The organism is Leifsonia sp. YAF41, from assembly GCF_052113185.1.
Classification (GTDB): Bacteria; Actinomycetota; Actinomycetes; order Actinomycetales; family Microbacteriaceae; genus Cryobacterium.
The window spans coordinates 38,656-62,220 of record NZ_JBFRCS010000002.1 but is presented as its reverse complement, the minus strand read 5'-3'; the positions used below and the strand labels follow the sequence as shown (position 1 = coordinate 62,220).

The following is a 23,565-nucleotide window of genomic DNA, read 5'->3' as shown; positions in this document are numbered from 1 at the left end:
TACCGGATAGGACTCACAGCTGGTCGATCGCCGACTGCACCGACTGGGCGTAGCCCTCCGAGGTGTAGGTCGCGCCAGACACCGTGTCGATATTCGCCGACTGCGCAGTGAGAACTTCCTGCTCGAGGATCGGCGCGGCCTGCTGGTTGATCTCCACGCTGCGCCCTCGGTCATTCGGAGCTTGCAGCTCGGTCACCGCGGTGATGGTGCTGTCGACGAACGTGACCGAGACCTGGAGGGGGCCGTATGCGGTCTGCTCCACCTGTCCGTCGATCGTTTTGGTCACACCGGAGGGGGCCGCCGGCGTCGGTGCCGCAGCCTCCGCACTCGGTACCGCTGCGCTGGCCGGACCAGTTGTAGGACCGGTCGCCGGACCGGTCGCCGGCTGCGGGGTCGCCGGCACTCCAACGCCTGCCGACGTCGTCGTGCCCGGAGCCGACGCCCCCGCCAGGTCGGCCGCACCGTAGAGCTTCAGGCCGATGGTGAGTCCCATCGTGGTCAGAATCACGGCAAACAGCAGGGTGCCGCGCCACTTTTTCAGTCTCATGACAGGCTCAGCTCCTCTCGATGAATGAAACGCCGCGGAACCTTGAGAGTGCGAAGCACCGATTCCATCTGCATTGCGAGCCCGGCGGGCCCGCAGATGAAGACCTCCCGCTCCCTCATATCGGGAACGAGCGCCGCGAGCGCCGGGGCGGAGAGCGGGTCGTAGCCCAGTTGGCTGCGTCGGCCGAGCACGGGAACAACTCGCAGACCGGGCATCAGCGCGAGTTCGGGCAACAGCGCGAGGTGCTCGACCGAATGAGCACGGTAGACCACGATCACCGCGTGGCCGCGGGCGGTCAATTCCTCGGCCAGCGCGCAGATCGGGCCGATTCCCGCACCACCCGCGATGAGCAGAATCTTCGTGCGGCTGGCGCGATCGGCCGTGAAGTGCCCGAACGGCCCTTCGGCGAAGACGAGCGTTCCCGGGCGCAGTTCACGGATGCGTCGCGAGTGATCGCCCAGCGCGCCGACGGTGATGCGCAGCACCCCGGCCTGCGGAATGCGCGAGATGGAATAGGGGTGTGCGGTGAGCAGGTGTCCCCAGGAGAGGAACCGGAAGAGCATGAAGTTTCCTGCACGGATGCCGAGCTCATCGACTCGTTTTCCGCTGAACCACACGCTCGTCGTCCCCGAGTTCTCGATCACGACGCGGTCGACGCGCAGCCGCTGACGCCAGGCCGCGACGGCCGGAAGAACGACGCGCCAGGTGAGAATCGCGGCCGCCGTGCCGAGGTAGAGCAGGATCCAGACTGCGCGATTGAGCGGGTTACCCACAAAGTGCACGCCAGCGCTGATCTGGTGCAGGAAGGTCAAGTAGATGGCGACGTAGGTCGTCAGGTGCAGCCAGTACCAGGCTTCGTACGACAGGCGATTGCGCAGCAGCCGCGCACTGCTGAGCCCCACCGCGAAGAAGGCGATCGTGCCGATGAGAGCGGTCAGCATGTCAGGGTAGTTGGTGAGGATGGTGACGACTTCGGCCCATGGCGTGGAATTGTCGAGAAGCATCCCGCCGAGGATCATGAATCCGACGTGCGTGGCGATAAGCAGGAGAACGGCCGTGCCGAGCGTACGGTGCCAGAGCACGAGCTTGTCCATGCCCACCGACGTTTCGAACCAGGGAATCCGGGCGATGAGCAGCACCTGGGCGCAGACCAGATATCCGCCGATCATGCCGCTCAACTCGCCGATCGTGGTGGTGAGATTCGCCGGTGTTGCGGCGAAATTCGGGCTGGCGTTGGTCCACCACATGAACAACACGACACAGAGGCCGACGGTGAGCACGGCACGAACCACCAGCGCCCGACGATGCAGGGCCGCGGCGCTGAGGCCATGTACGCGGAGGCGCCGAGGGGTGACGACCGGGCTCACGCTCTCACGACGTCGATGGTTTATCACGTGCGTAGTCATGACACTCCCCTGTCGGATTCTGCGTGCTCTAGAGACCACACTCCGGCAGGTTTCTTCCAACTTTCTTAGACTGGCTGGGAGAACTCGGGGCGTTGGCTATGGATCTGCACTGCTCGACGCCATCTGCACTGCTCGGCGAAGCGCGCACGCTGCGAGGAGACTCCGCCTACGAACCGACCCGCAGCAGCACCTTCACCACGGCACCACGTTCACCGGTGGACGGCTCGATCGTGACGCTGCCGCCGTGACGGGACGCCACTTCGGCGACGAGAGCCAGCCCGAGGCCATAGTGCCGCTCACGACCGGGCGAATCGGACACCGGGCGCGACGACGCGAATCGTTCGAACGCCGCAGCATCCATCCCTGCCGGAAAACCGGGACCGTCATCGCTCACTCGAACCACGGCATTCCCGCCGGCGCGACTCACCTCAACGTGCACCTCTGACTTCGCATGATCGATCGCGTTCGCGATGAGCGCGGTGAAAAGGCGCTGGATCGAGGCCCCCGCCGCGTGGATCATGACCGGTTCGGCCGACCCGCCACGCACGAGCACGAGGCCGCGCCGGCTCGCCTCGAGGCTCTGCAACTCCACCGCGTTGTCGGCGAGGGCGCAGAGGTCGAGCCGGGATGTCGGTGCGACCTCACGCGGGTCTGCCGCGATGAGGAGGTCCTCGAGAATCTCGGTGAGAATCCGGGAATCCTGCACGATCTCCTCCACCGCCTCGGCGATCTCGCCGGCCGATGCGGACGAGACCGGCGCGGTTGGCGACACCGGCGTGGTCGGCGCGACCGGCGAGGAAACGTCGTCGCCGGATGCCGCCTGCAACGCTCGTCGCAGCAGTTGAGCACGGGTGCTCAACAACGTGAGAGGCGTTCGGAGCTCGTGGCTCGCGTCCATCACGAAGCGACGCTGGAGAGCAAGCGCATCGGCCAACGGGCGCATTGCCCGCCGCGCCATCCACGCTGCGATGAACACCGCAGCGATCGTTGCAAGAACCCCGGAGATGGCCAAGGCCCAGCCGAGCCGCGCAAGTTCCTCCTGGCTTTCGTGCAGGCTGACTGCCACCTGCACCGTGCCGCGCGCGCCCTCTGAAGTTCGGATCGCATAGCTTTGACCGTTCAAGACCTGTGTGCTCTGCACCTCACCACCGGAGCTGTGCACGGTGCGGATGGCTGCCTCGTCGGGTAGCCCGGGCGGCAGATCTGGGGAGGCCAGCACCCCTCGGTCGCTCACGATCACAACGAACACTCCGGGCGGCGCATCGTGGGGCGAGTCGATGAGCGACGCGCCGACCAGGCTGCGCTGTGTTGCCTCCGCCTGGCTCGCACTGACGATGGCGAAGACGACGACGCCCAGGATGGTGAAGAGAATGACGATGAGGGCAGCGAATTGAACGGCGAGCCGACGAGCAGCACGCTGGGACTCGGCCAGGTCACGGGAGCTCATGCCGACCGGCCTAGCCGATAGCCGACACCGCGCACGGTGTCGATGATGTCGCGCCCGAGTTTCTTGCGCAGATAGTGCACATAGGTATCGACGACTCCCGCATCGTCGGCGTCGGCGAAGACCGTGACGAGCAGGTCTTCCCTTGTGAAAACTTGCTCGGAACGGCGAGCGAGCCGCTCGAGCAAATCCCCTTCGCGTTCAGAGAGAGCGACGATCTGTCCGTCGCGGCGCGTGACCGATCTGCTGCCGGTGTCCAGAGTTCCGCCGGGAATCTTGAGCACCGGCACCGTCGAAGCGAGCCGGCGGCGAAGCACCCGCAACCGGGCAAGCAACTCGTCGATGTCGAACGGTTTCGACAAATAGTCTTCGGCGCCTCGGTCGAGGCCCTCCACGCGGTCGGCCGGGTTTCCGAGCGCCGACAAGATCAGCACCGGGGTCACCACTCCGCTCGCGCGCAGTTTGGCCAGAACGTCAAGACCCTCAATCGCCGGCAGGCCGCGATCGAGCAGCAGCACATCGAATTCGTTGGTGAGGCCCTCGTGGAGCGCCCGCTGGCCGTCATGTGCGACGGTCACGGCGTAACCCTCCCCGGCCAAGAGATTCCGCAACATCTGCGCAAGCCGAACGTCGTCTTCGGCGACAAGGATGCGCGGTGGCGGGGACATGGTCGAAGTATAGGTTCGTGTGCTTTGTGAAGCGGATGCCGCGCGACAATGACGAAGGGGTCGGGACCAATCGGCCCCGACCCCTGAACGCTCGTGCTGCCGCTACGGCGTCGCGCCGAGCGTGACCGTCGTGGTGCCCTGCTCGGTGCCGCGCAGGTACGTGACCTCGACGGTGTCCCCGGCCTGCTTCGTCAGTTTCACCCGCGTCAGTACCGCGGCGTCGGAGACGGATTGGCCGTCAATCGAGGTGATGATGTCGCCCGTCTGGATGCCGGCTTGTTCCGCCGGGCCACCGGGGGTGACCCCTTCGACGAAGAGCCCGGGCTCAGTGTTGAACTTCGCTGCGACATCGGCCGGGATCGCGACGACCTGCATGCCGAAGTAGGGGTACGACACCTTTCCGGTTTCGATCATCTGGGTGGCCAGCGACATCGCCAGGTTGACCGGAACCGCGAAGCCGATGCCGACGCTTCCGCCACCCGCTTGCCCTGCGGCGTTCGGAACAGTCGCGATTGCGGAGTTCACGCCGATCTGTGCGCCGTCGCAATCGACCAGCGCACCGCCCGAGTTGCCCGGGTTGATGGCTGCGTCGGTCTGGATCGCTCCGGCGAGAAGAGCAGTGCCTCCTTCATCGTTCGGCACCGGCACATCGCGGCCGAGTGCGCTCACGATTCCGGCGGTGACCGTGCTTGACAATCCAAGCGGAGCCCCGAGTGCGACAACCGGCTGCCCGACATTGAGCGTGTCCGAGTCGCCGGCGACAACGGCCGGGAGCTTCGTGCCGACGTCGACCTTCACGACAGCGATGTCGGCCTGCGGTGAGCGTCCGACCAAGGTGGCGGGCACCTGCTGGCCGTTGCTGAACGTGACGATGATTGTGGCGCCGTTCGCGGCATCCGCAATGACGTGATTGTTCGTCAGGATGTAGCCGTCGTCCCGGATGATCGAGCCCGTGCCCACCCCACCGCCGGCCTCGCTGACCACGTTGATCGTGACAATCGCCGGAAGAACCTTGGCTGCCACCGCCTCAGCGTCACAGAAACCGGTGGCGGTGGAGCCGCCAGGGTTTCCGACCGAGGTTCCCGACGAGGTCGGAGTTCCGTTCCCACCGGCCAGATGGCCGAGATACCCGCCCAGAAATCCGCCGACGAGGCCGACGACGAGCGCGCCGCCCAGAATCGCTCCCGGCCGGGAGAAGAAAGGCTTGGTGTCGGTCGTCGCCGGCGTAGACTCCTGGGTCGCTGTCGGCGGCCCCGCCGGCGGCACTGATTCGGCCGAATTTTGAGGGTTTTCCCGTGGCAGCTGGTCCATCTGTTCCCCGTCTATGTGATGCGTTCCCTTCAGCGGAGTCTATGGGGAGCCGCCGGGTCACGTCACGTTTGCTGCGACGGCGGCGAGGCGCACGCGTGCCTGCAACCCACGCTCCACCTAGGCTGAGCGCATGAGTTCGACGTCACAGTTCAGAGCCCTTGTTGTCGACACCGAGACGGATGCCGGTGGCGTCACCCGGCAGACGGCTGAGCTCCGACTGGTCGATGTCGGCTTTCTCGCACCGGGCGACGTGACCATCGACGTTCAGTTCTCGAGCATCAACTACAAAGACGGCCTTGCTCTCTGCGGCAAGCCGGGCGTCGTGCGCACGTGGCCGTTGATCGCCGGTATCGACATTGTCGGCGTCGTCACCGAGAGCGCACACCCAGAGTGGAAAGTCGGCGACACCGTCATCCAGAATGGGGCGGGACTCGGCGAGCGCCTGCACGGTGGTTTGGCCGCGCGCGCCCGCGTCGATGGGACCGCTCTGGTTCGCCTCCCGGAAGGTCTCACCGCGTTGCAGGCGGCGGCGATCGGAACGGCAGGATTCACGGCCATGCTCGCGGTGATGGCCCTTCAACGGCAGGGAGTGACGCCGGAGTCCGGCCCGGTGCTGGTAACGGGTGCGGCCGGAGGGGTCGGCTCTGTCGCGATCTCACTGCTCGCCGGGCGTGGCTTCGAGGTACACGCGTCAACCGGTCGCGGTGCGGAACTCGGCGCCTCTCTGCACGGGCTCGGGGCAACCCAGCTCGTTGACCGGGCCGATCTCGCCGAGGTCGGCAAACCGCTGCAGACGCAGCGCTGGGCGGCGGTTGTCGATTCGGTCGGCAGCGCGACTCTGGCCAACGCCCTGGCGCAGACCAACTACGGCGGGGTCGTTGCCGCCTGCGGGCTGGCGCAGGGTGCCGACCTGCCGACCACCGTGCTGCCGTTCATCCTGCGAGCGGTGATCCTCGCCGGAATCAATTCCGTCGACGCCCCGACGGCGCTTCGCGCAGAAGCGTGGGAGCTGTTGGCGGAGGAAATCGACGTCACCCGGCTCGAGGAGATCACACACGTGATCCCGCTCGACGCGGCCATCGGCGCGGCTCGGCGCATTCTCTCCGGAGACGTGCACGGTCGCACGGTCGTCGACGTGAACGCCTGAGTCGACCGGGGCATCCGCCTGCCCGACGAGGCGGCCAGGTCGTACACTTCTGGCATGATCATCGCCGCCACCGTGTTCGTCGCCCTTGCAGCGGTGCTGCACGTCTACATCTTCATGATGGAAAGCATCTGGTGGACACGTCCGAGCATCTGGAAGCGATTCGGTCTGGCCAGCCAAGCGGATGCCGACACGACACGTCCGATGGCTTACAACCAGGGCTTTTACAACCTGTTCCTCGCGGCCGGCGCAGCGCTCGGCCTGCTCCTCTGGTTCACCAACCAACCGCAGGCCGGTGCCGCACTCGTGTTCTTTTCGACCGGCTCAATGGTGCTGGCGGCGCTCGTTCTGACCACCACTGGTCGCCGCTATCTGCGGGCGGCGCTCATTCAGGGCACATTTCCGCTGATCGGCTTCGTGCTTTTTCTGTTCGTTTGACGACACCCCCCAAATTGGGGGCATAGTTTTTCGAGTTTCGGAATAGGTTGGCATCGGCTCTCGCTTTTACTGACTTCACCCGAGTCAGCGAAACGCCGCGAGCGGCATCCTGTGTCACTTGCGACATCAAACACACTCCTCTCTGGCGAGAGGGAACCCGTCACCGCGACCCGAATCGTGGCACAACATGAATGCGCATTCTGAGAACCGGCGGATACCCAGCCGGAACTCCCCGAACAACCCACGCTCTCCGGTCAGTTCGCGCCTGCCGATCGCCGGGTCCGACCGATGATCCGGGCGGATGCAGTTGCCCGAATCAAGGACCTCGCCGAAACCGCGCCGGAGGATGCCCTGCTGCTCGTCGGCGGGCCGGGAACGGGAAAGAGCACCGTTCTCGCCAACGCTGCGGCACAAATCAACTCCGCGGTGTTCCGGGTTCGAATCAACCCGGCCGAGTCGAGCATTCCACTGTCGGGCCTGTCGACCATCGTCACCTCGTTCTCCCACCCGGCGGCCATGGGGCTGTCGCGCCGCCTCCTGCAGTCCCCGGGCTGGGGAGGTCAGATTCAGACGGTGACCGCGGAGATTCTCGATTTCATTCACATGGCCACCCGCACGCCGACGCTTCTTCTCGTTGACGACGTTGACCTGATGGATTCCCCCAGCCAGATCGTTTTTGCGATGGTTGCCGGGCGTCTGAACGGAAGCGGACTTCGTCTGGTCGGCACCATGTCGTCCGACCCGAGTGCCGGACCGCTCGCCTCGTTGACCCGCCTGACACTTGCGCCACTCAACGCTTCCGAGGCTCTCGCACTCATCACGTCGCTCGTCGGCCCGCATATCGATGCGGCAGTGTCACGAATCGTTGTCTCGTCGTCGGCCGGCAACCCCCGGGCACTCGCACACATCGTGCACTCGCTCACTGAACGCCAACGACTGCACGCGGAAGCGCTGATCCTCCCGCTTCGCGGGCCGCACATCACCACATCGGTGGACGACGATTCCGGTCCGATCGCAACCGACATGCGGGGGCTGCTTCAGCGGCTGTCGTCAGCGTTCCTCAGCAGTGAGAGCGCCGTGCTTCAAGGTTCTCTGCGCGTTCCCATGGCACTTGAGGAACTCGTTGCCTCCGGCATCGTGGCGCGGGAGGGGAGCTACCTTCGCATCGAGAACCCGTTGCTTCGATCGCAGATCTACTGGTCACAAAGCGCAACGGAACGATTGAACCACCACGCCGCAGCGCTGCGTGCTGAAGCGGGTAACGAGGCTGAGCTTGCCACCTGGCACCGCAGCTGGCTGAACCCCGCAACCGTCAAGCCAGAAGAGCTGCTGAGCGCAGCGGCGCTGCTCACCCGCCAGGGGCGCACGGTGCAAGCGCTCGAACTGGCCGAGCGCGCCCTCACTCTGGCCCCGGCCGGGGCCGACCTGTCCCTGGCCCTCGCCGATCTCTCAACCGAGCTTCTGCTTCAGGGGGAGCTTGACTACGCCGAACGATATGCGCGTCGCGGGCAACGTTTGTCCGAACGCAGCGAGGTCGCCCCGAGGCTCGCGGTACTCCGCACCCGCATCGAATTCCTCTCGACCCGGCAGCTTCTCACCGCGGAGACGGATCGTTGGACGAGTGCACGCCCTGGAGACGACGCGGATGCCGCGGCAAGGGTGCAACTCGTCGTCGCTCAGTACCACGCCGAGCGATGGGAAACCGAGGCCGCCGGAGCCCTGATCGAGCGTGCCGGCCGGCTTCTGGCGCATTCCTCATCCGACGCGGTCGAAGAGTACGACCTTGTCGCCATGCTTCATGCCGCCCTGGAGGGTGATTCAGGGCCGGCGACTCGAATGTACGAACGGGTCACCCGCCACGACGGCCCAGGGAGATCGTCCCCGCAGGCCCTGTCACTCCTCGGGCGGAGTCTCACCTACGTCGACCGCTTTGCCGAGGCCCGTCGGATCTTCATTGCACTTCTCGCCTTGGAGCCTGCCCCCGACCCGATCTGGCTGGCCGATGCGCGCTACTTTCTGGCCGAGAACGACATTTTGTCAGGCCATCACAATGAGGCGCTCGAGATCATCAGCCGCCTCAACAGCTCCAACTCCACGGGGCAGCTGCACCGCAACCTGCATGCTCTCCTCATGGCCTGGTACTGGCAGACCTCCGGAAATCGGGAGGAGTCCGAAGCCGCGATCGCGGAATGCACCCGTCGGTTCGCGGCAACCGACAATCCGGCGCTGACCGCGCGGCTCTTGGCCCATCAAGGGAGTTTTGCCCTGATGGACTCCCGTTTCGGCGACGCGATCGCCTTCCTCCGCACCGCGTCGACGATCGGTGCCGGGTTCAAGAACCCTGCGCTGCTGCGTCACGAGGTCGATTTGATTGAGGCGTACTCGATGGTCGGCCAACTGCACGAAGCCGTCGCCCAGTTTCAGGAATTCCATGCCAGATCTCTGCCCTACCGCTCCCGTTGGATCACGCTGTCCACCGCCAGGGCCCGAGCTCTCATCACGCCAGGAGAGCCCTCACTCCTCGCCTTTCAGGGCGCGCTCAGGCTCTGGCGCACCGGCGACTCGCAGTTCGAGCTCGGCCGCACCCTCCTGAGCTATGCCGCACGACTTGACGCCCTCGGGCACTCGCCAGAGAGCAGGGAGCAGTTCACGTCGGCCCGAATGATCCTGACCCAACTCGGCGCGATTTCGTGGGCGCGAAAAGCGGATGCCGCGGGGCGAGGATACGACCGCACGCCCGGTCATCCGCTGCTTCATTCGCTCGCCCCCGACGAGCAGGCAGTCGCTCTTCTCGTCTGCCGCGGCCTGCGCAACAAGGAGATAGCGGCCGAGCTCTTCGTGTCGCTGCGTACCGTCGAAGTGCGACTCACCCACATTTATCAGAAGCTCGGTGCACGTTCGCGCTCGCATCTCACGGCCATGCTCTCGACCGACGATGGCGAGCATCGCCGGGCGGTCCTGCCGCGCTGACACCTCCCGCTGTTGGCGCGTCAGCACCGTTCGTCAGCACCGTTGGGGTGTCGGCACAGTCGGAGATTCAGAGCGGGCGTCTCGCACCGGCAACGGCCGTCGCCGACGGTCTCCGCACCGGGCTCTTCCAGGTTCCGGCAGCCGGCACGTTCGTCGATAGTAGAGCTTGCGCCAGCGAACGCAAACAGAGAGTTGCATCGACCACCCGCATCGCCGGAAAGCCGAGCCCCAGAATGAGATAGCGGGGTCGACGAGTGACACAGACCGTGAAGATGGTGAGCACGTAATCGGGTAACAGCACACCGAGCGCCACAGCCGCCGGCGGAAACGCTTCGGCAACCTGGCCGGCGACCGCCAGTTCGCTCCCTGTCACAGAAGCCCAGAGGGTCCCCACGCAGGACACCAGAAAGAGCGGAAGAAGCATCAGAATCACCGTGCTGCTGAAGACAAGTTCGACGATGTACAGACCGAGCGCCCCCCAGAACTTTCCCCAATGAAATCCGTGGCGGAGCACTGTCTGCCAGAATCCGAGCGTCCAGCGATGAAGTTGCTTTCGGTAGTCAGCGAAGGTGTCGGGATCCTGCGTGTACGCGATGGCGGCCTGTGGCCGGAAGGCGATCCGGCCGAGCCGTTTCGCATGCACCTCGAAGGTCATATTGAAGTCTTCGATCGCCAACCCGGGAGCGGCAATATCGATATCGCCCAGGATGCGCGCGCGATACATGCTCGCGAAGCCGGGAACGATGGACACCACGTTGATCGGGCGCGCGGCCTGCCCGTACTTGAAGAGATATTGAATGACCACGTAGAACCGTTCCCGGTACGCGACGAGGAACCGGCCCCTGTGCGTGCGGGGCGCCGGCTCAATGAGCGTGGTCGCCCGACCGGCGACGGCAACGACGCTCGGGTCGTCGAAGAAGGGCAATCCGGTTTCGAGGTAGTCGGCGGCCAGGAGGGTATCCGCGTCGAGAAGCATCACCACGTCAAACGAATCGGCCAGAGCGAAATGGTCGATTCCCACGGTCAGCGCCCCGGCCTTTCCCCGGTTGCGAGAGAGATCCATCACTCGCGCCCCGGCCTTGGCTGCCACCTTGACAGTGTTGTCGGTCGAACCATCGGACACGACGAAGACGTTGCCGTGCGGGACGAGGGCGCGGGCCGAGCGAATGGTTCTGGCGATGATGAGCTCCTCATTGTGCGCCGCGATCAAGACGGCGACGGAACCCGCCCCGATACGGCTGCCCTGGTTCGGCCACCGGCGGTGGCGGGTGAATCGCGAGCCGACCGCGCGGCACAGCCCCACCGTGGTCCACAGCACCGTGTTCACTCCCAGCACCACAATCATCGCGATGAGGAATGCTGACATTTTCGGGGCTCCAGGCTCGACTTCGGTGACGGTTCGACGAGGTAGCGGCACACGCCGCGACACCATAACACCGAGTTAATCCCGACCGGGAGCCTCACCGCCACGGTTAACCACACAGCACTGCGGGATGTCTGCGCGAAACCACACTTTGAGCCGAAAACCCTGACGGGCACTTCCGATCCGCAGACACTGAGGAGCAACTTACCCTCGCATCACCCAGTCAGAACTGAGGAGTGGAATGTCACTCGAAACGGCACGCGCAACTCAAACACCCCGGCTACGCCGGACTTCGGCCGAGCTTCAGCCGGAAATCGACCCGATCCCCGTCATCCCCCGCACCCAGTTCGAATTCGACGTCGCCGTCGTCGGCCTCGGCTACGTCGGTCTTCCGACCGCACTGTCTCTGCACGCCTCCGGCGCGCGTGTGCTCGGCCTCGACCTCAGCGAGCGACGCCTCGCCTCGATCCGCAACGGCGAGGCCGACCTTTTGGAGTCCGACCGAGAACGCCTGGAAATTGCGCTCCCCGGAGACGATTTTCAGATCTCCAGCGACACCTATCGGTTGAGCGACGCCGCGGCGGTGATCATTTGCGTTCCGACCCCGCTCGACGAGCATCTGACCCCCGACCTGAGCATCCTTCGTGCCGCCTGCTCGATGGTGGTCGACGCCGCCATCGGCGGGCAGCTTCTCCTGCTGACGTCAACGACCTACGCCGGCTGCACCCGCGACCTCCTGCTGCGGCCATTGCAAATGCGGGGACTCAGCGTCGGGCGAGACATCTTCGTCGCATTCAGCCCGGAACGCATCGACCCGGGCAATGCCGGTTTCGCTCACGAGGACGTTCCCCGCGTCATCGGAGGGGCAACGGAGGCCTGCCTGAACCTGGCGGTCGCGCTGCTCGGTCGGTACGCCCACAGCGTGCATCCCGTCGGATCGATGGAAGCCGCCGAGATGACAAAACTGCTCGAGAACACGTTTCGAGCCGTCAACATCGCTCTGGCCAATGAGTTTGCCGAAGCCTGCCGCGTCCTCGATATTCCGGTCATGGAAGTCATCAACGCCGCGGCGACGAAGCCGTATGGGTTCATGCCGTTCGTTCCTGGTCCCGGTGTCGGTGGGCACTGCATCCCGTGCGACCCGCACTACCTGCTCTGGCAATTGCGCAAGTCACACATCACGCTTCCGGTGATCGAGCAAGCGATGGCCGAGATCGCAGGGCGCCCACGTCGGGTGGTCGAGCGGATTCGCCAGATCCTTTCCGACCAAAGCAAATCGATCGGGGGGTCGCGCATTCTCCTCATCGGAGTCGCCTACAAGCCGGATGTCGCCGACCTCCGAGAGTCGCCGGCGCTGGAGATCCTCTCTCTGCTTGACGCATTGGGTGCCGAGATCGCCTATCACGACCCCAACTTCGAGTCGATCATGCTGTCCGACGGCATCGAACTCGACGGAACTGTCATTCCGTCGACCTTCGACGCCGACCTCGTGCTGGTGCACACGAATCACTCCGGATCGGATCTCAGCTGGATTCCCGCCGGAACGACAGTGCTCGACGCCACCTACCGCAGGGTCGATCTCCCCGATCGGGAGCTGCTCTAGTCGCGGTGGACCATTCAGCAACCAGCAGCCCGTCGACCCCCGGTTGACCACGCAGGAGGAAATCATGAAAAGTGTCATCACCGGCGGCGCCGGCTTCATCGGCAGCCACCTGGTGGACCGCCTTCTTCACCGCGGCGACGACGTCGTGGTGCTCGATGACCTGTCAACCGGAACACTGTTCAACCTGGAGACGTCACTCGGCAATCCCCGACTCACATTCATTGAAGGAACGATTCTCGATCGCGCCCTCGTCGACAGCGTGATCGACGGCGCCGACCAGGTGTACCACTTGGCCGCGGCGGTCGGAGTCAAGATCATCGTCGAGGAGCCGCTGACCAGCCTGCGCACCAATATCCACGGCACCGAGAACGTCTTGGAGGCAACCCACTCGGCCGGGGCCACCCTCGTGCTTGCTTCGACCAGCGAGATTTACGGCAAGAATACGGCGGATCGACTCTCAGAAGACGCGGATCGAATCCTCGGATCGGCCCTCAAATCTCGCTGGACCTATGCCGCAGCCAAAGGAATCGACGAGGCATTCGCCCATGCCTACTGGTCAGAGCACGGACTCAACGTGGCAATTGTGCGTCTCTTCAACACCGTCGGTCCGCGCCAAACCGGTCGCTACGGCATGGTGGTTCCGAACCTCGTCGGCCAAGCCCAACGCGGAGAGCCGCTGACCGTCTTCGGTGACGGCTTGCAAACCCGGTGCTTCTCCTACGTCGGTGACATCATCCCGGCACTGGTGCGGTTGGCCGAGACGCCCGCAGCCTATGGAACAGCGGTCAACCTCGGCGGCGCAGAGGAGATATCCATTCTTCAGCTCGCACGTCGCACGATCTCCGTGCTCGACAGCAGGAGCGTCATCAGGTTCGTCCCCTACGAGAACGCCTACGCCGAAGGCTATGAGGACATGCGTCGACGCGTACCCGACAACTCGCGCGCACGGGCCCTCATCGGATTCGACCCGTCGACTCCGCTCGATGAGGTCATCCGGCGGGTAGCCGGTGCGGCATCGCACGGAGGTCATGTCAACGAAGCGATGACCCTGGCCAACCCCGTTTCCCAGGAAGCGGTCGGCTGATGTGCGGAATCATCGCCTGCCGGGGAACTGCCGGAGCCGCCGACTTTCTGATGGCCGGGCTCAAACGACTCGAATACCGCGGCTACGACTCCGCCGGGATCGCGGTGATGGCCGAAGACGGAAGCACCGCGGTATTTCGAACGACGAATCGCGTCGAGGCGCTCCGCGCTCTGACGAACAGCTGGCCGGGAGCCGCGCTCGGTGAGGCCGGTATTGGACACACCCGCTGGGCGACGCACGGCGGAGTCAGCGTCTCCAATGCCCACCCCCATCAGGATTGCACCCAGCGGCTGAGCGTTGTGCACAACGGGATCATCGAAAATGCCGACGTGCTGCGCGCAGAGTTGAGCAGGACCGGTCACGGCTTCGCCTCGGATGTCGACAGCGAGGTCATCGCCCACCTCCTGGAAGAAGCGATGGAGCACTCCGGCGATCTGCGCTATGCCGTGAGTCAGGTCGTGCAGCGCATGGCCGGTTCTTGGGCTTTCGTGGCGCTGGACACCGCGACCGGCCGCGTGGTGGCCTCCGCGCACCGCTCGCCGCTACTTGTGGCCCAATCGCCGTCCGGTTCATTCTTTGCCAGTGACGTCTCTGCGCTGGCCGAGTGGGTCGACGAGTTCCGCATTCTCGGCGATGGAGACACCGTCGAGCTTGCCGACGAGCTGATCTGGCTGCATGCCGGCGAGCCTGGTCTGGCCCCCGACCCGGTTCCCTGCCCCCCGCGACGGTCGGGAAGCCAGCCGACCGATCGCGACGATCACATGGCCAGTGAGATCGACGAACAGCCGGAGGCTGCGGCCCGAATTCTCGACACAATCGGTGACAGCATCGCAAACGGAGCTCTGTGGCGCTCACTCGACTTGGCACCCTTCGAACGGCTGAGGGTGCTCGCCTGCGGCACCTCGCTGAATGCCGGCTTGGTGATCGGCAGCGCCGTGAGTCGATTCGGTGGACTCGCTCACAACATCGTGGTGGCCAGTGAAGCGGCCGGGACGATCGTCGAGCCGGGAACCCTCACCATCGCGATCAGTCAGTCGGGTGAAACCGCCGATGTACTGCGGGCGGTCGAGGAAGGGCCCCCCGACCGCCAGATGCTGGCGCTCGTGAACAACCTGCATTCGACACTGGCCCGCAACGTCGATGCCGTTCTTGGATGCAGCGCCGGAGTCGAGATCGGCGTGGCCGCCACTAAGACCTTCGTCTGTCAGGTGCTGGTCGGAACCGGCCTCATCCTTTCTGCCCTTGTCGAGTTCGGTCGACTCAGTTCCGCCGATGCCGAGAAGCTCGTCACCGAGTTGCGTTCCATGCCCGATCGGCTTGCTGCAGCGGCACTCGCGGCCCATGAGACAATTCCGGTCATTGTCGACGAGGTGCGCCATGCCGGCGGTTTCATCTTTCTCGGACGCGGAGCCGCCGTCCCCTACGCGATGGAAGGGGCCTTGAAGTTGAAGGAACTCACCTACCGCTGGGCCGAGGCGTATCCGGCCGGGGAACTCAAGCACGGACCGCTTGCCCTCGTCGAAGACGGCACTCCGGTCATCGTCGTCGACAACGGCGACCCCCGACTGGCCGGAAACATCGCAGAGGTCCGGGCACGCGGAGGACGCGTCGTCACGATCGGTCGCCACGGAAGCGTTGTCGACATCCCGTTGGGCGTCCTGTCGCCGTGCGGACCGCTCGAAGCGGTTGTGCCATTGCAGCTGCTCGCCTTCACGCTCGCCGCGGAACTGGGGTTCGACGTCGACAAGCCCCGAAACCTCGCCAAGTCGGTCACGGTCGATTAGCCGCACCACCCAGCGATCGAGGAGCGCAGCGCAGTGCAGAATCTGGTGCAATGTCCGTGAGATGTATGGATGGGGTAGAGCAGTGACAGAGCAGCGGCCTCCCACCGCTCCCCGAGGAGGATCCGGCGGCTTCCCCCGCCGCCGGCTCCTCCTCGGCGTCGGGGTGCTGGTCGGGATCGCGGCGATCGCGGCGGGTGCGCTCTTCAACGCGCGATCCCTGGAAGGAAAAGCTGTGGACAACGGACAGTACCCCTTGCACACCGATATCGTCGCGACCACATTCTGGGTCGGCGAGGTGTTCGACCCGAACGCCTCGGACGGAAGCCAGGTCATCTCCACCTACGATTCGCTCTGGCTACAGAGCTACGGAGGGTGCGACGGCGTCATCGTCGCCGGCACCTGTCAGACCGAGGCTCGGACCCCGGGCAACGGCTATTTTCCGACGTCGATGAAACCACAGCAGAATCCGTTCTATCTGGATCTGCCGTTCGACGACGTGAACGATCCGCATGCGGCGGCAATTCGAAGCGATGTCATCCCGTGGGCACACGACGCGGCGTACACGGCCCTCGCCGCCGATCCCAATTCCAGCCTGATGAAGAACCGGTGGGTGCAGATCACCTCACACGGGCAGACCTGTTATGGCCAGATCGAGGATGCCGGCCCCGGGGTGTACGACGATGCCAACTACGTGTTCGGAACCGGGGACGCGCGTCCGGCCAACACCAAATTCAACGGGGCGGGAATGGATGTCTCCCCCGCCCTGAACGGATGCCTCCGATTCACCGACCTGAACGGCGAGAACGACAGAGTCAATTGGCGGTTCGTTGAAGAAAAGGACGTCCCGGCGGGGCCCTGGCTCACGATCGTCACCCGCAGCGGCGTGCGCTGAGGCATCACGGCCTCTGGCGGCTCTTACAGGCCGGGTGCCAGCTTCGGCTTGGGCGTTGCGCGTGGCTTTGCGCCAGGCTTCGTGACGGGCTTCTCATCGGGTTTGTCGTCGGGCCGATCCTCTGACTTCGGCTTGACCTTCGCCGGCCGGCGCTTCACAGCCGGCTTCGCGTCGGGCTCGGTCGCCGGCTGAGCCTCCGGCTGGGCGGCGGATTCCTCGTCGACGGCAGCGGGGACATCCTGCAGCTTGAGCGACGCAATCAGGTCAGGGGCGTGCTGTGAGGTCAGGATCACTCGTGCGAACTCCTCGTCGACGAGATCGATCACGACCGCCTGACGCTTGCTCTTGACCGCGACGAAATCTTTGCCGCCGTGAAACTTCCAGGTTCCGACCGCGATCACGAGCGGCACTTCGAAGCCGGGCGCGCGAATACCGCGAATCCAGATCCAGGGATCGTCGGTGATCGTGACCGAACGGATGTTTTCCCGCTGCACGACGATGTCCTCGCGCCGCAGGGCCATCGTCTTCTCGGCGCGCGACAGGTGGATCTCAAGCCGATCGGGGTGCACGCGCAGAGAGGTCATGCGTCTAGTCTGCCCGGTCGCCGGGCAATTCGCCGTGTCTGAACCTCACAAAGCCGCAACGCCTCGGTGGTGGGCGAATCACAGCGCACGCCGAGTGTGCGCGTTCCGGTCGAGATTGCCCGGCAGACCGGGCAATCTCGACCGAAAGTGTCACACTCGCACGCAGTGCGTCGACACGGGTCGACGCCTAGACCACAGCCTCCGCCGGATCGACGGCGGATGCCGCGGCCCGCGCCGCCGCGGGAAGCGCGTCGAAGATGCGGCTGATCGCGCTGTCGTCGTGGGCGGCTGAAACGAACCAGGACTCGAACACCGACGGCGGGAGCGATACCCCACCCTGCTGCATGGCGTGGAAGAAGGGCGCATAGCGGAATGCTTCCTGGCGCTTCACCGTCTCGTAGTTCTGCGGGGCGTGCGCCGCAGCATCCGGCCCGAACACGAAGCTGAACAGGTTGCCGGCGCGCTGCACGCGGTGCGCGACACCTTCGGCATCGAATGCCGCCGAGACTGCTTCAGAAATGATCACGCTGGTCGCATCGAGGCGCTGGTAGACCGCTTCATCGGCGGCGCGCAGCGTGGCGATGCCAGCCGCCACGGCGACCGGGTTTCCGGAGAGTGTTCCGGCCTGGTAGACCGGTCCGGCCGGAGCGAGGTAGTCCATCACCTCGGCGCGACCGCCGAGCGCTGCGACCGGGAGGCCGCCGCCGATGACTTTGCCGAAGGTGAGCAGGTCGGGCGTGTAGCGCACCTCGGCGACGTTCTCGAGGCCCCAGTAGCCGGCCGCTCCCACCCGGAAACCGGTGAGCACCTCGTCGAGGATGAGCAGGGCGCCCTCGGCGTGAACGAGGTCGGCCAGCGCCGCGTTGAAGCCCGGGTTCGGAGCGACGACGCCCATGTTGGCGGCGGCGGCTTCGGTGATGACCGCGGCGATCTGGCCGGGGTGGGCGGCGAAGGCGGCCCGCACGGCGTCAATGTCGTTGTACGGAAGCACGAGGGTCTGCGCGGCCGTCGCGGCGGTCACCCCGGCCGAGCCGGGCATCGCCAGCGTCGCCAGGCCAGAGCCGGCCTCGGCCAGGAGTCCGTCGGAGTGGCCGTGGTAGTGACCGGCGAACTTGACGAGCAGGTCGCGGCCGGTGAAACCGCGCGCCAGGCGGATCGCCGTCATCGTGGCCTCAGTGCCGGTCGAGACCAGACGCAGCTTCTCCACCGCGCCGACCCGCGAGGTGACGAGTTCAGCCAGCTCGGTCTCCGCCGGAGTCGAGGCCCCGAAAGAGAGACCGCGCGCTGCGGCATCCTGAACGGCCTTCACGACATCCGGATGCGCGTGGCCGAGAATCGCCGGGCCCCATGAGCAGACGAGGTCGACATACTCACGTCCGTCAGAGTCAGTGACGTAGGGCCCCTGGGCCGAGACGAGGAACAGTGGGGTGCCACCGACCGAGCGGAAGGCGCGCACCGGTGAGTTCACGCCGCCCGGAATCGACCGTTGCGCGCGCTCGAACAGCTCGTCGTTGTGGGAGATCACTCCGTGGGAACTCACGGCGGTGGAATTCATGGCGGGAGTGGTTTCAGCGGTCATCAGGCGTCCTTCTCGTTGAGCCAGGTGGCAAGTTCGACAGCCCAGTAGCTGAGCACCGCATCGGCACCGGCCCGACGGATCGACAGAACCGATTCCTCGACCGCGCGACGACGGTCAATCCAGCCGTGCGCCGCAGCCGCTTCGATCATGGCGTACTCACCGGAGACTTGATACGCCCAGACCGGAATCTCGCTCATCGCGGCGACATCGGCCAGCACGTCGAGGTAGCCTCCGGCCGGCTTGACCATGACGACGTCGGCGCCCTCGGCGATATCGAGCTGCGCTTCGCGCACCCCCTCGCGGCGGTTGGCGGGGTCGAGCTGGTAGCTGCGGCGGTCGCCGTCGAGAGTCGACTCCACGGCGTCACGGAACGGGCCGTAGAACGCGGACGCGTACTTGGCGGAGTAGGCGAGCACCGCGGTGTCGGCGAAGCCGTTGGCGTCGAGCGTCTCGCGCACGGCGGCAACCTGGCCGTCCATCATGCCGCTGAGTCCGAGCAGGGCCGAGCCGGCCGAGGCCTGGGCGAGCGCCATTTCGCGGTAGCGCACGAGGGTCGCATCATTGTCGACGCGCCCGTGCGCATCGAGCACGCCGCAGTGGCCGTGGTCGGTGAACTCGTCGAGGCAGAGATCGGTCTGCACCACGAGAGCGTCGCCGATCTCGGCGACGAGAGCGCGCGTCGCGACGTTGAGGATGCCGTCGGGGTCGGTCGCGCCGGTTCCGGTCGCGTCGCGCTGCGAGGGAACGCCGAACAGCATGACTCCACCGATTCCGGCCGCTGCGGCGTCAGCCACGGCGCGACGGGCGCTGTCCAGGCTGTGCTGGACGACGCCGGGCATGGACTGGATCGGCAGCGGATGTTCGGTGCCCTCACGCACAAAGAGCGGAAGAACGAGGTCGGCGGGGTGGAGACGGGTTTCGCTGGCCAAGCGGCGGAGCGCGGGGGTGGCGCGCAGTCGTCGCGGGCGGATGACGGGGCTATTCACCCGTCAAGCCTATGTCTCCTGTCTGAATGCCGCCGACGCATCCGTGACTGCTGCCCGCGTGGTGGTGGCTCAGGACGCCCGCGCCGCCTTCACGACGGCGTCGATCAGGCTGTCGGCCGTGCGCTCGTCGGCGACGACGTCGACGCGCAGGCCGACGGCCGCCGCATCCTTCGCGGTACGCGGACCAATGCAGGCCACCAGCGTGGATTCGGGAATGGGACCGAGCTGTTCCTGAACCTGCTGGGCCACACTGCCGGAGGTGACGAGCACCGCCTGCACCCGCCCGGCGGCGACATCCTCGACCACCTGTTCGCTCACCGGCACGCCGATGGTGCGGTAGGCGACGACGGAGAGCACATCGTGCCCGATGCGACGCAGGCCCTCGGTCAGCAGCGGTTTGGCGATTTCGGAGCGCAGGGTGAGGATGCGCAGCGGGATCACGCCGTCGGTGGCCGCTTCCCATTCGGCGAGCAACCCTCGGGCCGAATTGTCTTCAGAGGGGACGATGTCCACCTGGTAGCCGGCCGCAATCAGCGCGGCGGCGGTGGTCTCCCCCACCGCTGCGACGCGAGTGGTCGGCGGAACCACGACGCGGTGCGACGACAGAACGTCAACGGTCGTGGCGCTCGTCACAGTCACCCAGTCGAATTCTCCGGCGGCCAGGCTCTGCAACGCGGCCTCGAGGGTCGGGGCGTCGTCGGTCGGTGCGAAGTTGATCATCGGGGCGACGACCGGCGATGCCCCCTGGGCACGCAGCTTGGCCGACACCTGATCGCCCCAGGGGCCTCCCCGGGGCACGAGCACGCGCCAGCCGGTGAGCGGCTTGGTTTCGGCCGGCTTCGTCATGACGTGCCGCCCTCGCTCGACGTCATGCCGAGGGGTGCAAGGTTCGCCGCGCCTTTCGCGAGCAGTTCCGCGACGACGCGCTCGGCGACATCCCGTGCTGCCTCGAGAAGGTCGGCCAGCCCGTGCGATTCGGGGGTGGCCGCATGCGAGGCGGTGAGCTGCTCCGTACCGTCGGGGCGGTAGACGGTGGCCGTGAGAAACAGCAGCCCGTCGTCGATCTCGGCCGTCGCCCCGATCGGAGCGGCGCAGCCGGCCTCGAGACCGGCCAGAACGAGACGTTCGGCGGTGGTCACGGCCTGGGTGGTCGAGTGGTTCACGGCGGCGAGCGCCGCGGTGAGCGCGCGGTCGAGCTTGCCGTCACGCACCTCGATCGCGAGCGCGCCCTGGCCGGGAGCGGTCGGCCACGCCGACAGGTCGAGGAAGTCGGTGGCCACGGCATCGAGGCGACCGAGCCGACCGAGACCGGCGGCCGCGAGCACCACAGCGTCGAGCTCACCGTCGGTGACGAAGGCCAGGCGGGTGTCGACGTTGCCACGGATGTCCACCACGGTCAGGTCGGGTCGGAGCCGTCGCAGCTGGGCCACGCGTCGCGGCGATCCGGTGCCGACCTTCGCGCCCTCCGGAAGGGTGGCCAGGGTGAGTCCGTCGCGGGCGCAGAGCACGTCGCGGGCGTCGGCGCGCTTGGGGGTGGCGCCGATGACCAGGCCGGGGTGGGCGCCGGTCGGCAGGTCTTTCAGGGAGTGTACGATCACGTCACAGTCGCCGGCCAGCAGCGACTCGCGCAGCGCGCTGGCGAAGACGCCGGTGCCGCCGAGGCTCGACAGCGACTCCCGCGAGGTGTCGCCGTGGGTCGTGATCGGGACGATCTCCACCGGCACGCCGGCCGCCGCGCCGAGGCGGTTGGCGATAGCCGTGGTCTGAGCCATGGCGAGGGCGCTGCCGCGGGTGCCGACGCGAATCGGGGTCTGAGTGATCGGTGCGTTCATGGTGTCATTCCTGCCAGCGCCGGCTTGAATCCCAGGCGCACATTTTCACAGCATCCGGGACGACAAACGTCGTACCAGGGTCCTAATTCGGTCAGCGCGGGGCGCTCGTCGACCGGCACATCGTTCACGCGTTCCATGACCAGGTCGACCAGGCCGCTGACGTAGGCCGGGTTGGTGCCGGGCGTCGGCACGCGCACGGCGTGCAGGCCGTTCTCCTCAGCAGTCTCCATGGCCTCGGTGTCGAGATCCCAGAGCACCTCCATGTGGTCGCTGACGAAACCGAGCGGCACGATCACCACGGCACGGATGCCCCGCTCGGGAAGCGCCCTGATGACGTCATTGATGTCCGGCTCCAGCCAGGGCATGCTCGGCGGGCCGGAGCGCGACTGGTAGACCAGCTGCCAGGCGGGCTGTTCCTCGGCAGAGGGCGTCGCGGCGGCCATGACGACCTCGGCAACGGCCCGGTGCTGCGCGGCATAGGCGCCGTCGTCACCGTAACGACGCACCGGTTGACCATCGGCATCCAGGTCGCTGAGATCTTGACCGCTTTTGGCGGCATCCGTCGACGGGATCGAGTGCGTCGCGAACAGAACCTCGACCTCGGTCTGCACGTTGATGCCGGGCACGGCGGCCTGCACCTCGGCGAGGCCCTCTTTCACACCGTCGATGAACGGCAGCACGAAGCCGGGGTGGTCGAAGAACTGACGCACCTTGTCGATCTGCACTGTGCCCTCGAGACCGGTGTCGGCCAGGGCTGCGGCGAAGTCTTCGCGGTACTGGCGGCAGCTCGAGTACGAGCTGTAGGCGCTGGTCGCGATGGCGATCAGACGGTTCTGGCCGGCCTCGTGGGCTGCGGTAATAACTTCGGCGAGGTAGGGGTTCCAGTTGCGGTTGCCCCAGATCACCGGCAGGTTGATGCCGCGAAAGGCGAGTTCAGCCTCGATCGCCGCCTTGAGCGCGCGGTTCTGGTTGTTGATCGGGCTCACCCCACCGAAATGACGGTAGTGGTGGGCGACCTCTTCAAGGCGTTCCTCGGGGATGCCGCGGCCGCGCGTGACGTTGCGCAGGAACGGGATGACGTCGTCTTGACCTTCGGGGCCACCGAATCCCGCGAGCAGAATGGCGTCGTACTCGGTCACTACTGCAGCACCTCCACGAGTTCGGCGAGGGTGACGCGGCGGCCGGTGTAGAACGGGATTTCTTCGCGGACGTGACGGCGAGCCTCTGTCGCGCGCAGTCCGCGCATCAGGTCGACCAACTCGGTCAGCTCATCGCTCTCGATCGGCAGCAGCCACTCATAGTCGCCGAGCGCGAAAGCCGACACGGTGTGGGCAACGGCGCCGCGGTAGGACGCACCCAGGCGGCCGTGGTCGGCGAGCATCTTGCTGCGCTCGGCGTCGGGGAGCAGATACCACTCGTAGCTGCGCACGAACGGGTAGACCGTGAGCCAGGATTTGGGCTCGATTCCACGGAGGAATCCGGGAACGTGGCTCTTGTTGAATTCGGCGTCGCGGTGCACGCCCATCGCGTTCCAGGTGGGCAGCAGGCTCTTGAGCAAGCGGGTGCGGCGCAACTCGCGATGTGCCCACTGCAGGGTCTCGGCTTCGGCGGCGTGGGTCCAGATCATGACATCGGCGTCGGCACGCAAACCGGAGACATCGTAGAAGCCGCGCACCGTGACGCCCTCCGCTTCGACGAGCGCGATGACGTCGTCGAGCTCGTTGACGGCATGCGGAACGTCGCGGCCGTCGAGGTCGTCAGGATTCGCGGGGTCTTTGCGCAAAACGGCGAACAGGGTGAACCCCTGCGGCGACGCTTCTGAGGCATCCGTGGACGCATCGGTGGAGGTGAGGGACTGGGTGCTGTTTACTGCCTCTCCGGCAGCCGGGTGAGTCATGCTCCTAGTCTCCCCCGCTTTCGGTCCAGCACC

Annotated in this window: 20 protein-coding genes; 7 read left to right on the top strand and 13 right to left on the bottom strand. The window is 66.0% G+C overall.

What is annotated here, in order from left to right; genetic code table 11:
- Positions 1-13: 13 nt before the first annotated feature.
- From AB4Y63_RS02090 to AB4Y63_RS02070, 5 genes are all read right to left on the bottom strand, one after another.
- Positions 14-547, bottom strand: coding sequence for an FMN-binding protein (locus tag AB4Y63_RS02090; RefSeq protein WP_441789383.1), 534 nt, complete (start codon positions 545-547; stop codon positions 14-16).
- Positions 544-1,953, bottom strand: coding sequence for a ferredoxin reductase family protein (locus tag AB4Y63_RS02085; protein WP_441789382.1), 1,410 nt, complete (start codon positions 1,951-1,953; stop codon positions 544-546). The genes AB4Y63_RS02090 and AB4Y63_RS02085 overlap by 4 nt, the downstream gene beginning before the upstream one ends.
- A gap of 166 nt (positions 1,954-2,119) precedes the next feature.
- Complete coding sequence (locus tag AB4Y63_RS02080) at positions 2,120-3,400, bottom strand: sensor histidine kinase (RefSeq protein WP_441789381.1); 1,281 nt, start codon at positions 3,398-3,400, stop codon at positions 2,120-2,122.
- On the bottom strand, positions 3,397-4,065 hold the full coding sequence (locus AB4Y63_RS02075) for a response regulator transcription factor (RefSeq protein ID WP_441789380.1): 669 nt from the start codon (positions 4,063-4,065) through the stop codon (positions 3,397-3,399). Before AB4Y63_RS02075 ends, AB4Y63_RS02080 begins: the two co-directional genes overlap by 4 nt.
- A gap of 102 nt (positions 4,066-4,167) precedes the next feature.
- Positions 4,168-5,376 carry a S1C family serine protease gene (locus AB4Y63_RS02070; protein ID WP_441789379.1) on the bottom strand — a complete coding sequence of 403 codons (1,209 nt, stop codon included), beginning with the start codon at positions 5,374-5,376 and terminating at the stop codon, positions 4,168-4,170.
- A 130-nt stretch (positions 5,377-5,506) separates the two neighbouring features.
- Here AB4Y63_RS02070 and AB4Y63_RS02065 point away from each other — a divergent pair, with 130 nt between their 5' ends.
- The 3 genes from AB4Y63_RS02065 to AB4Y63_RS02055 all read left to right on the top strand — a co-directional run bounded on the left by AB4Y63_RS02065 (position 5,507) and on the right by AB4Y63_RS02055 (position 9,928).
- Positions 5,507-6,523, top strand: a complete 1,017-nt coding sequence (locus AB4Y63_RS02065) for an MDR family oxidoreductase (protein ID WP_441789378.1) — start codon at positions 5,507-5,509, stop codon at positions 6,521-6,523.
- 54 nt (positions 6,524-6,577) lie between these two features.
- On the top strand, positions 6,578-6,958 hold the full coding sequence (locus AB4Y63_RS02060) for a DUF1304 domain-containing protein (RefSeq protein ID WP_441789377.1): 381 nt from the start codon (positions 6,578-6,580) through the stop codon (positions 6,956-6,958).
- Positions 6,959-7,246: 288 nt separating this feature from the next.
- A complete protein-coding gene (locus AB4Y63_RS02055) occupies positions 7,247-9,928 on the top strand; it encodes a LuxR C-terminal-related transcriptional regulator (protein WP_441789376.1) in 2,682 nt (893 codons plus the stop codon).
- A gap of 67 nt (positions 9,929-9,995) precedes the next feature.
- On the opposite strand, the gene AB4Y63_RS02050 is transcribed toward AB4Y63_RS02055, so the two are convergent.
- Positions 9,996-11,294, bottom strand: a complete 1,299-nt coding sequence (locus tag AB4Y63_RS02050) for a glycosyltransferase family 2 protein (protein ID WP_441789375.1) — start codon at positions 11,292-11,294, stop codon at positions 9,996-9,998.
- Between the two features lie 238 nt (positions 11,295-11,532).
- Here AB4Y63_RS02050 and AB4Y63_RS02045 point away from each other — a divergent pair, with 238 nt between their 5' ends.
- The 4 genes from AB4Y63_RS02045 to AB4Y63_RS02030 all read left to right on the top strand — a co-directional run bounded on the left by AB4Y63_RS02045 (position 11,533) and on the right by AB4Y63_RS02030 (position 16,654).
- Positions 11,533-12,894, top strand: coding sequence for a nucleotide sugar dehydrogenase (locus AB4Y63_RS02045; protein ID WP_441789374.1), 1,362 nt, complete (start codon positions 11,533-11,535; stop codon positions 12,892-12,894).
- Between the two features lie 64 nt (positions 12,895-12,958).
- A complete protein-coding gene (locus tag AB4Y63_RS02040; RefSeq protein ID WP_441789373.1) occupies positions 12,959-13,978 on the top strand; it encodes an NAD-dependent epimerase/dehydratase family protein in 1,020 nt (339 codons plus the stop codon).
- Positions 13,978-15,762, top strand: a complete 1,785-nt coding sequence (glmS, locus tag AB4Y63_RS02035; RefSeq protein WP_441789372.1) for a glutamine--fructose-6-phosphate transaminase (isomerizing) — start codon at positions 13,978-13,980, stop codon at positions 15,760-15,762. Before AB4Y63_RS02040 ends, glmS begins: the two co-directional genes overlap by 1 nt.
- 82 nt (positions 15,763-15,844) lie before the next feature.
- Positions 15,845-16,654, top strand: a complete 810-nt coding sequence (locus AB4Y63_RS02030) for a hypothetical protein (protein ID WP_441789371.1) — start codon at positions 15,845-15,847, stop codon at positions 16,652-16,654.
- A gap of 23 nt (positions 16,655-16,677) precedes the next feature.
- On the opposite strand, the gene AB4Y63_RS02025 is transcribed toward AB4Y63_RS02030, so the two are convergent.
- The 7 genes from AB4Y63_RS02025 to hemQ all read right to left on the bottom strand — a co-directional run bounded on the left by AB4Y63_RS02025 (position 16,678) and on the right by hemQ (position 23,532).
- Positions 16,678-17,238 carry a hypothetical protein gene (locus AB4Y63_RS02025; protein WP_441789370.1) on the bottom strand — a complete coding sequence of 187 codons (561 nt, stop codon included), beginning with the start codon at positions 17,236-17,238 and terminating at the stop codon, positions 16,678-16,680.
- A 187-nt stretch (positions 17,239-17,425) separates the two neighbouring features.
- On the bottom strand, positions 17,426-18,793 hold the full coding sequence (gene hemL, locus AB4Y63_RS02020) for a glutamate-1-semialdehyde 2,1-aminomutase (protein ID WP_441789634.1): 1,368 nt from the start codon (positions 18,791-18,793) through the stop codon (positions 17,426-17,428).
- A gap of 23 nt (positions 18,794-18,816) precedes the next feature.
- The gene (gene hemB, locus AB4Y63_RS02015; protein WP_441789369.1) at positions 18,817-19,803 is read right to left on the bottom strand and encodes a porphobilinogen synthase; all 987 of its coding nucleotides are present in this window, start codon (positions 19,801-19,803) and stop codon (positions 18,817-18,819) included.
- Between the two features lie 69 nt (positions 19,804-19,872).
- A complete protein-coding gene (locus AB4Y63_RS02010) occupies positions 19,873-20,649 on the bottom strand; it encodes a uroporphyrinogen-III synthase (protein WP_441789368.1) in 777 nt (258 codons plus the stop codon).
- Positions 20,646-21,635 (bottom strand): hydroxymethylbilane synthase, encoded by a 990-nt coding sequence (gene hemC, locus AB4Y63_RS02005; RefSeq protein ID WP_441789367.1) that lies wholly within the window; start codon positions 21,633-21,635, stop codon positions 20,646-20,648. The genes AB4Y63_RS02010 and hemC overlap by 4 nt, the downstream gene beginning before the upstream one ends.
- On the bottom strand, positions 21,632-22,774 hold the full coding sequence (locus AB4Y63_RS02000; protein WP_441789366.1) for a ferrochelatase: 1,143 nt from the start codon (positions 22,772-22,774) through the stop codon (positions 21,632-21,634). Before AB4Y63_RS02000 ends, hemC begins: the two co-directional genes overlap by 4 nt.
- Complete coding sequence (gene hemQ, locus AB4Y63_RS01995) at positions 22,774-23,532, bottom strand: hydrogen peroxide-dependent heme synthase (RefSeq protein ID WP_441789365.1); 759 nt, start codon at positions 23,530-23,532, stop codon at positions 22,774-22,776. Before hemQ ends, AB4Y63_RS02000 begins: the two co-directional genes overlap by 1 nt.
- Positions 23,533-23,565: the final 33 nt, after the last annotated feature.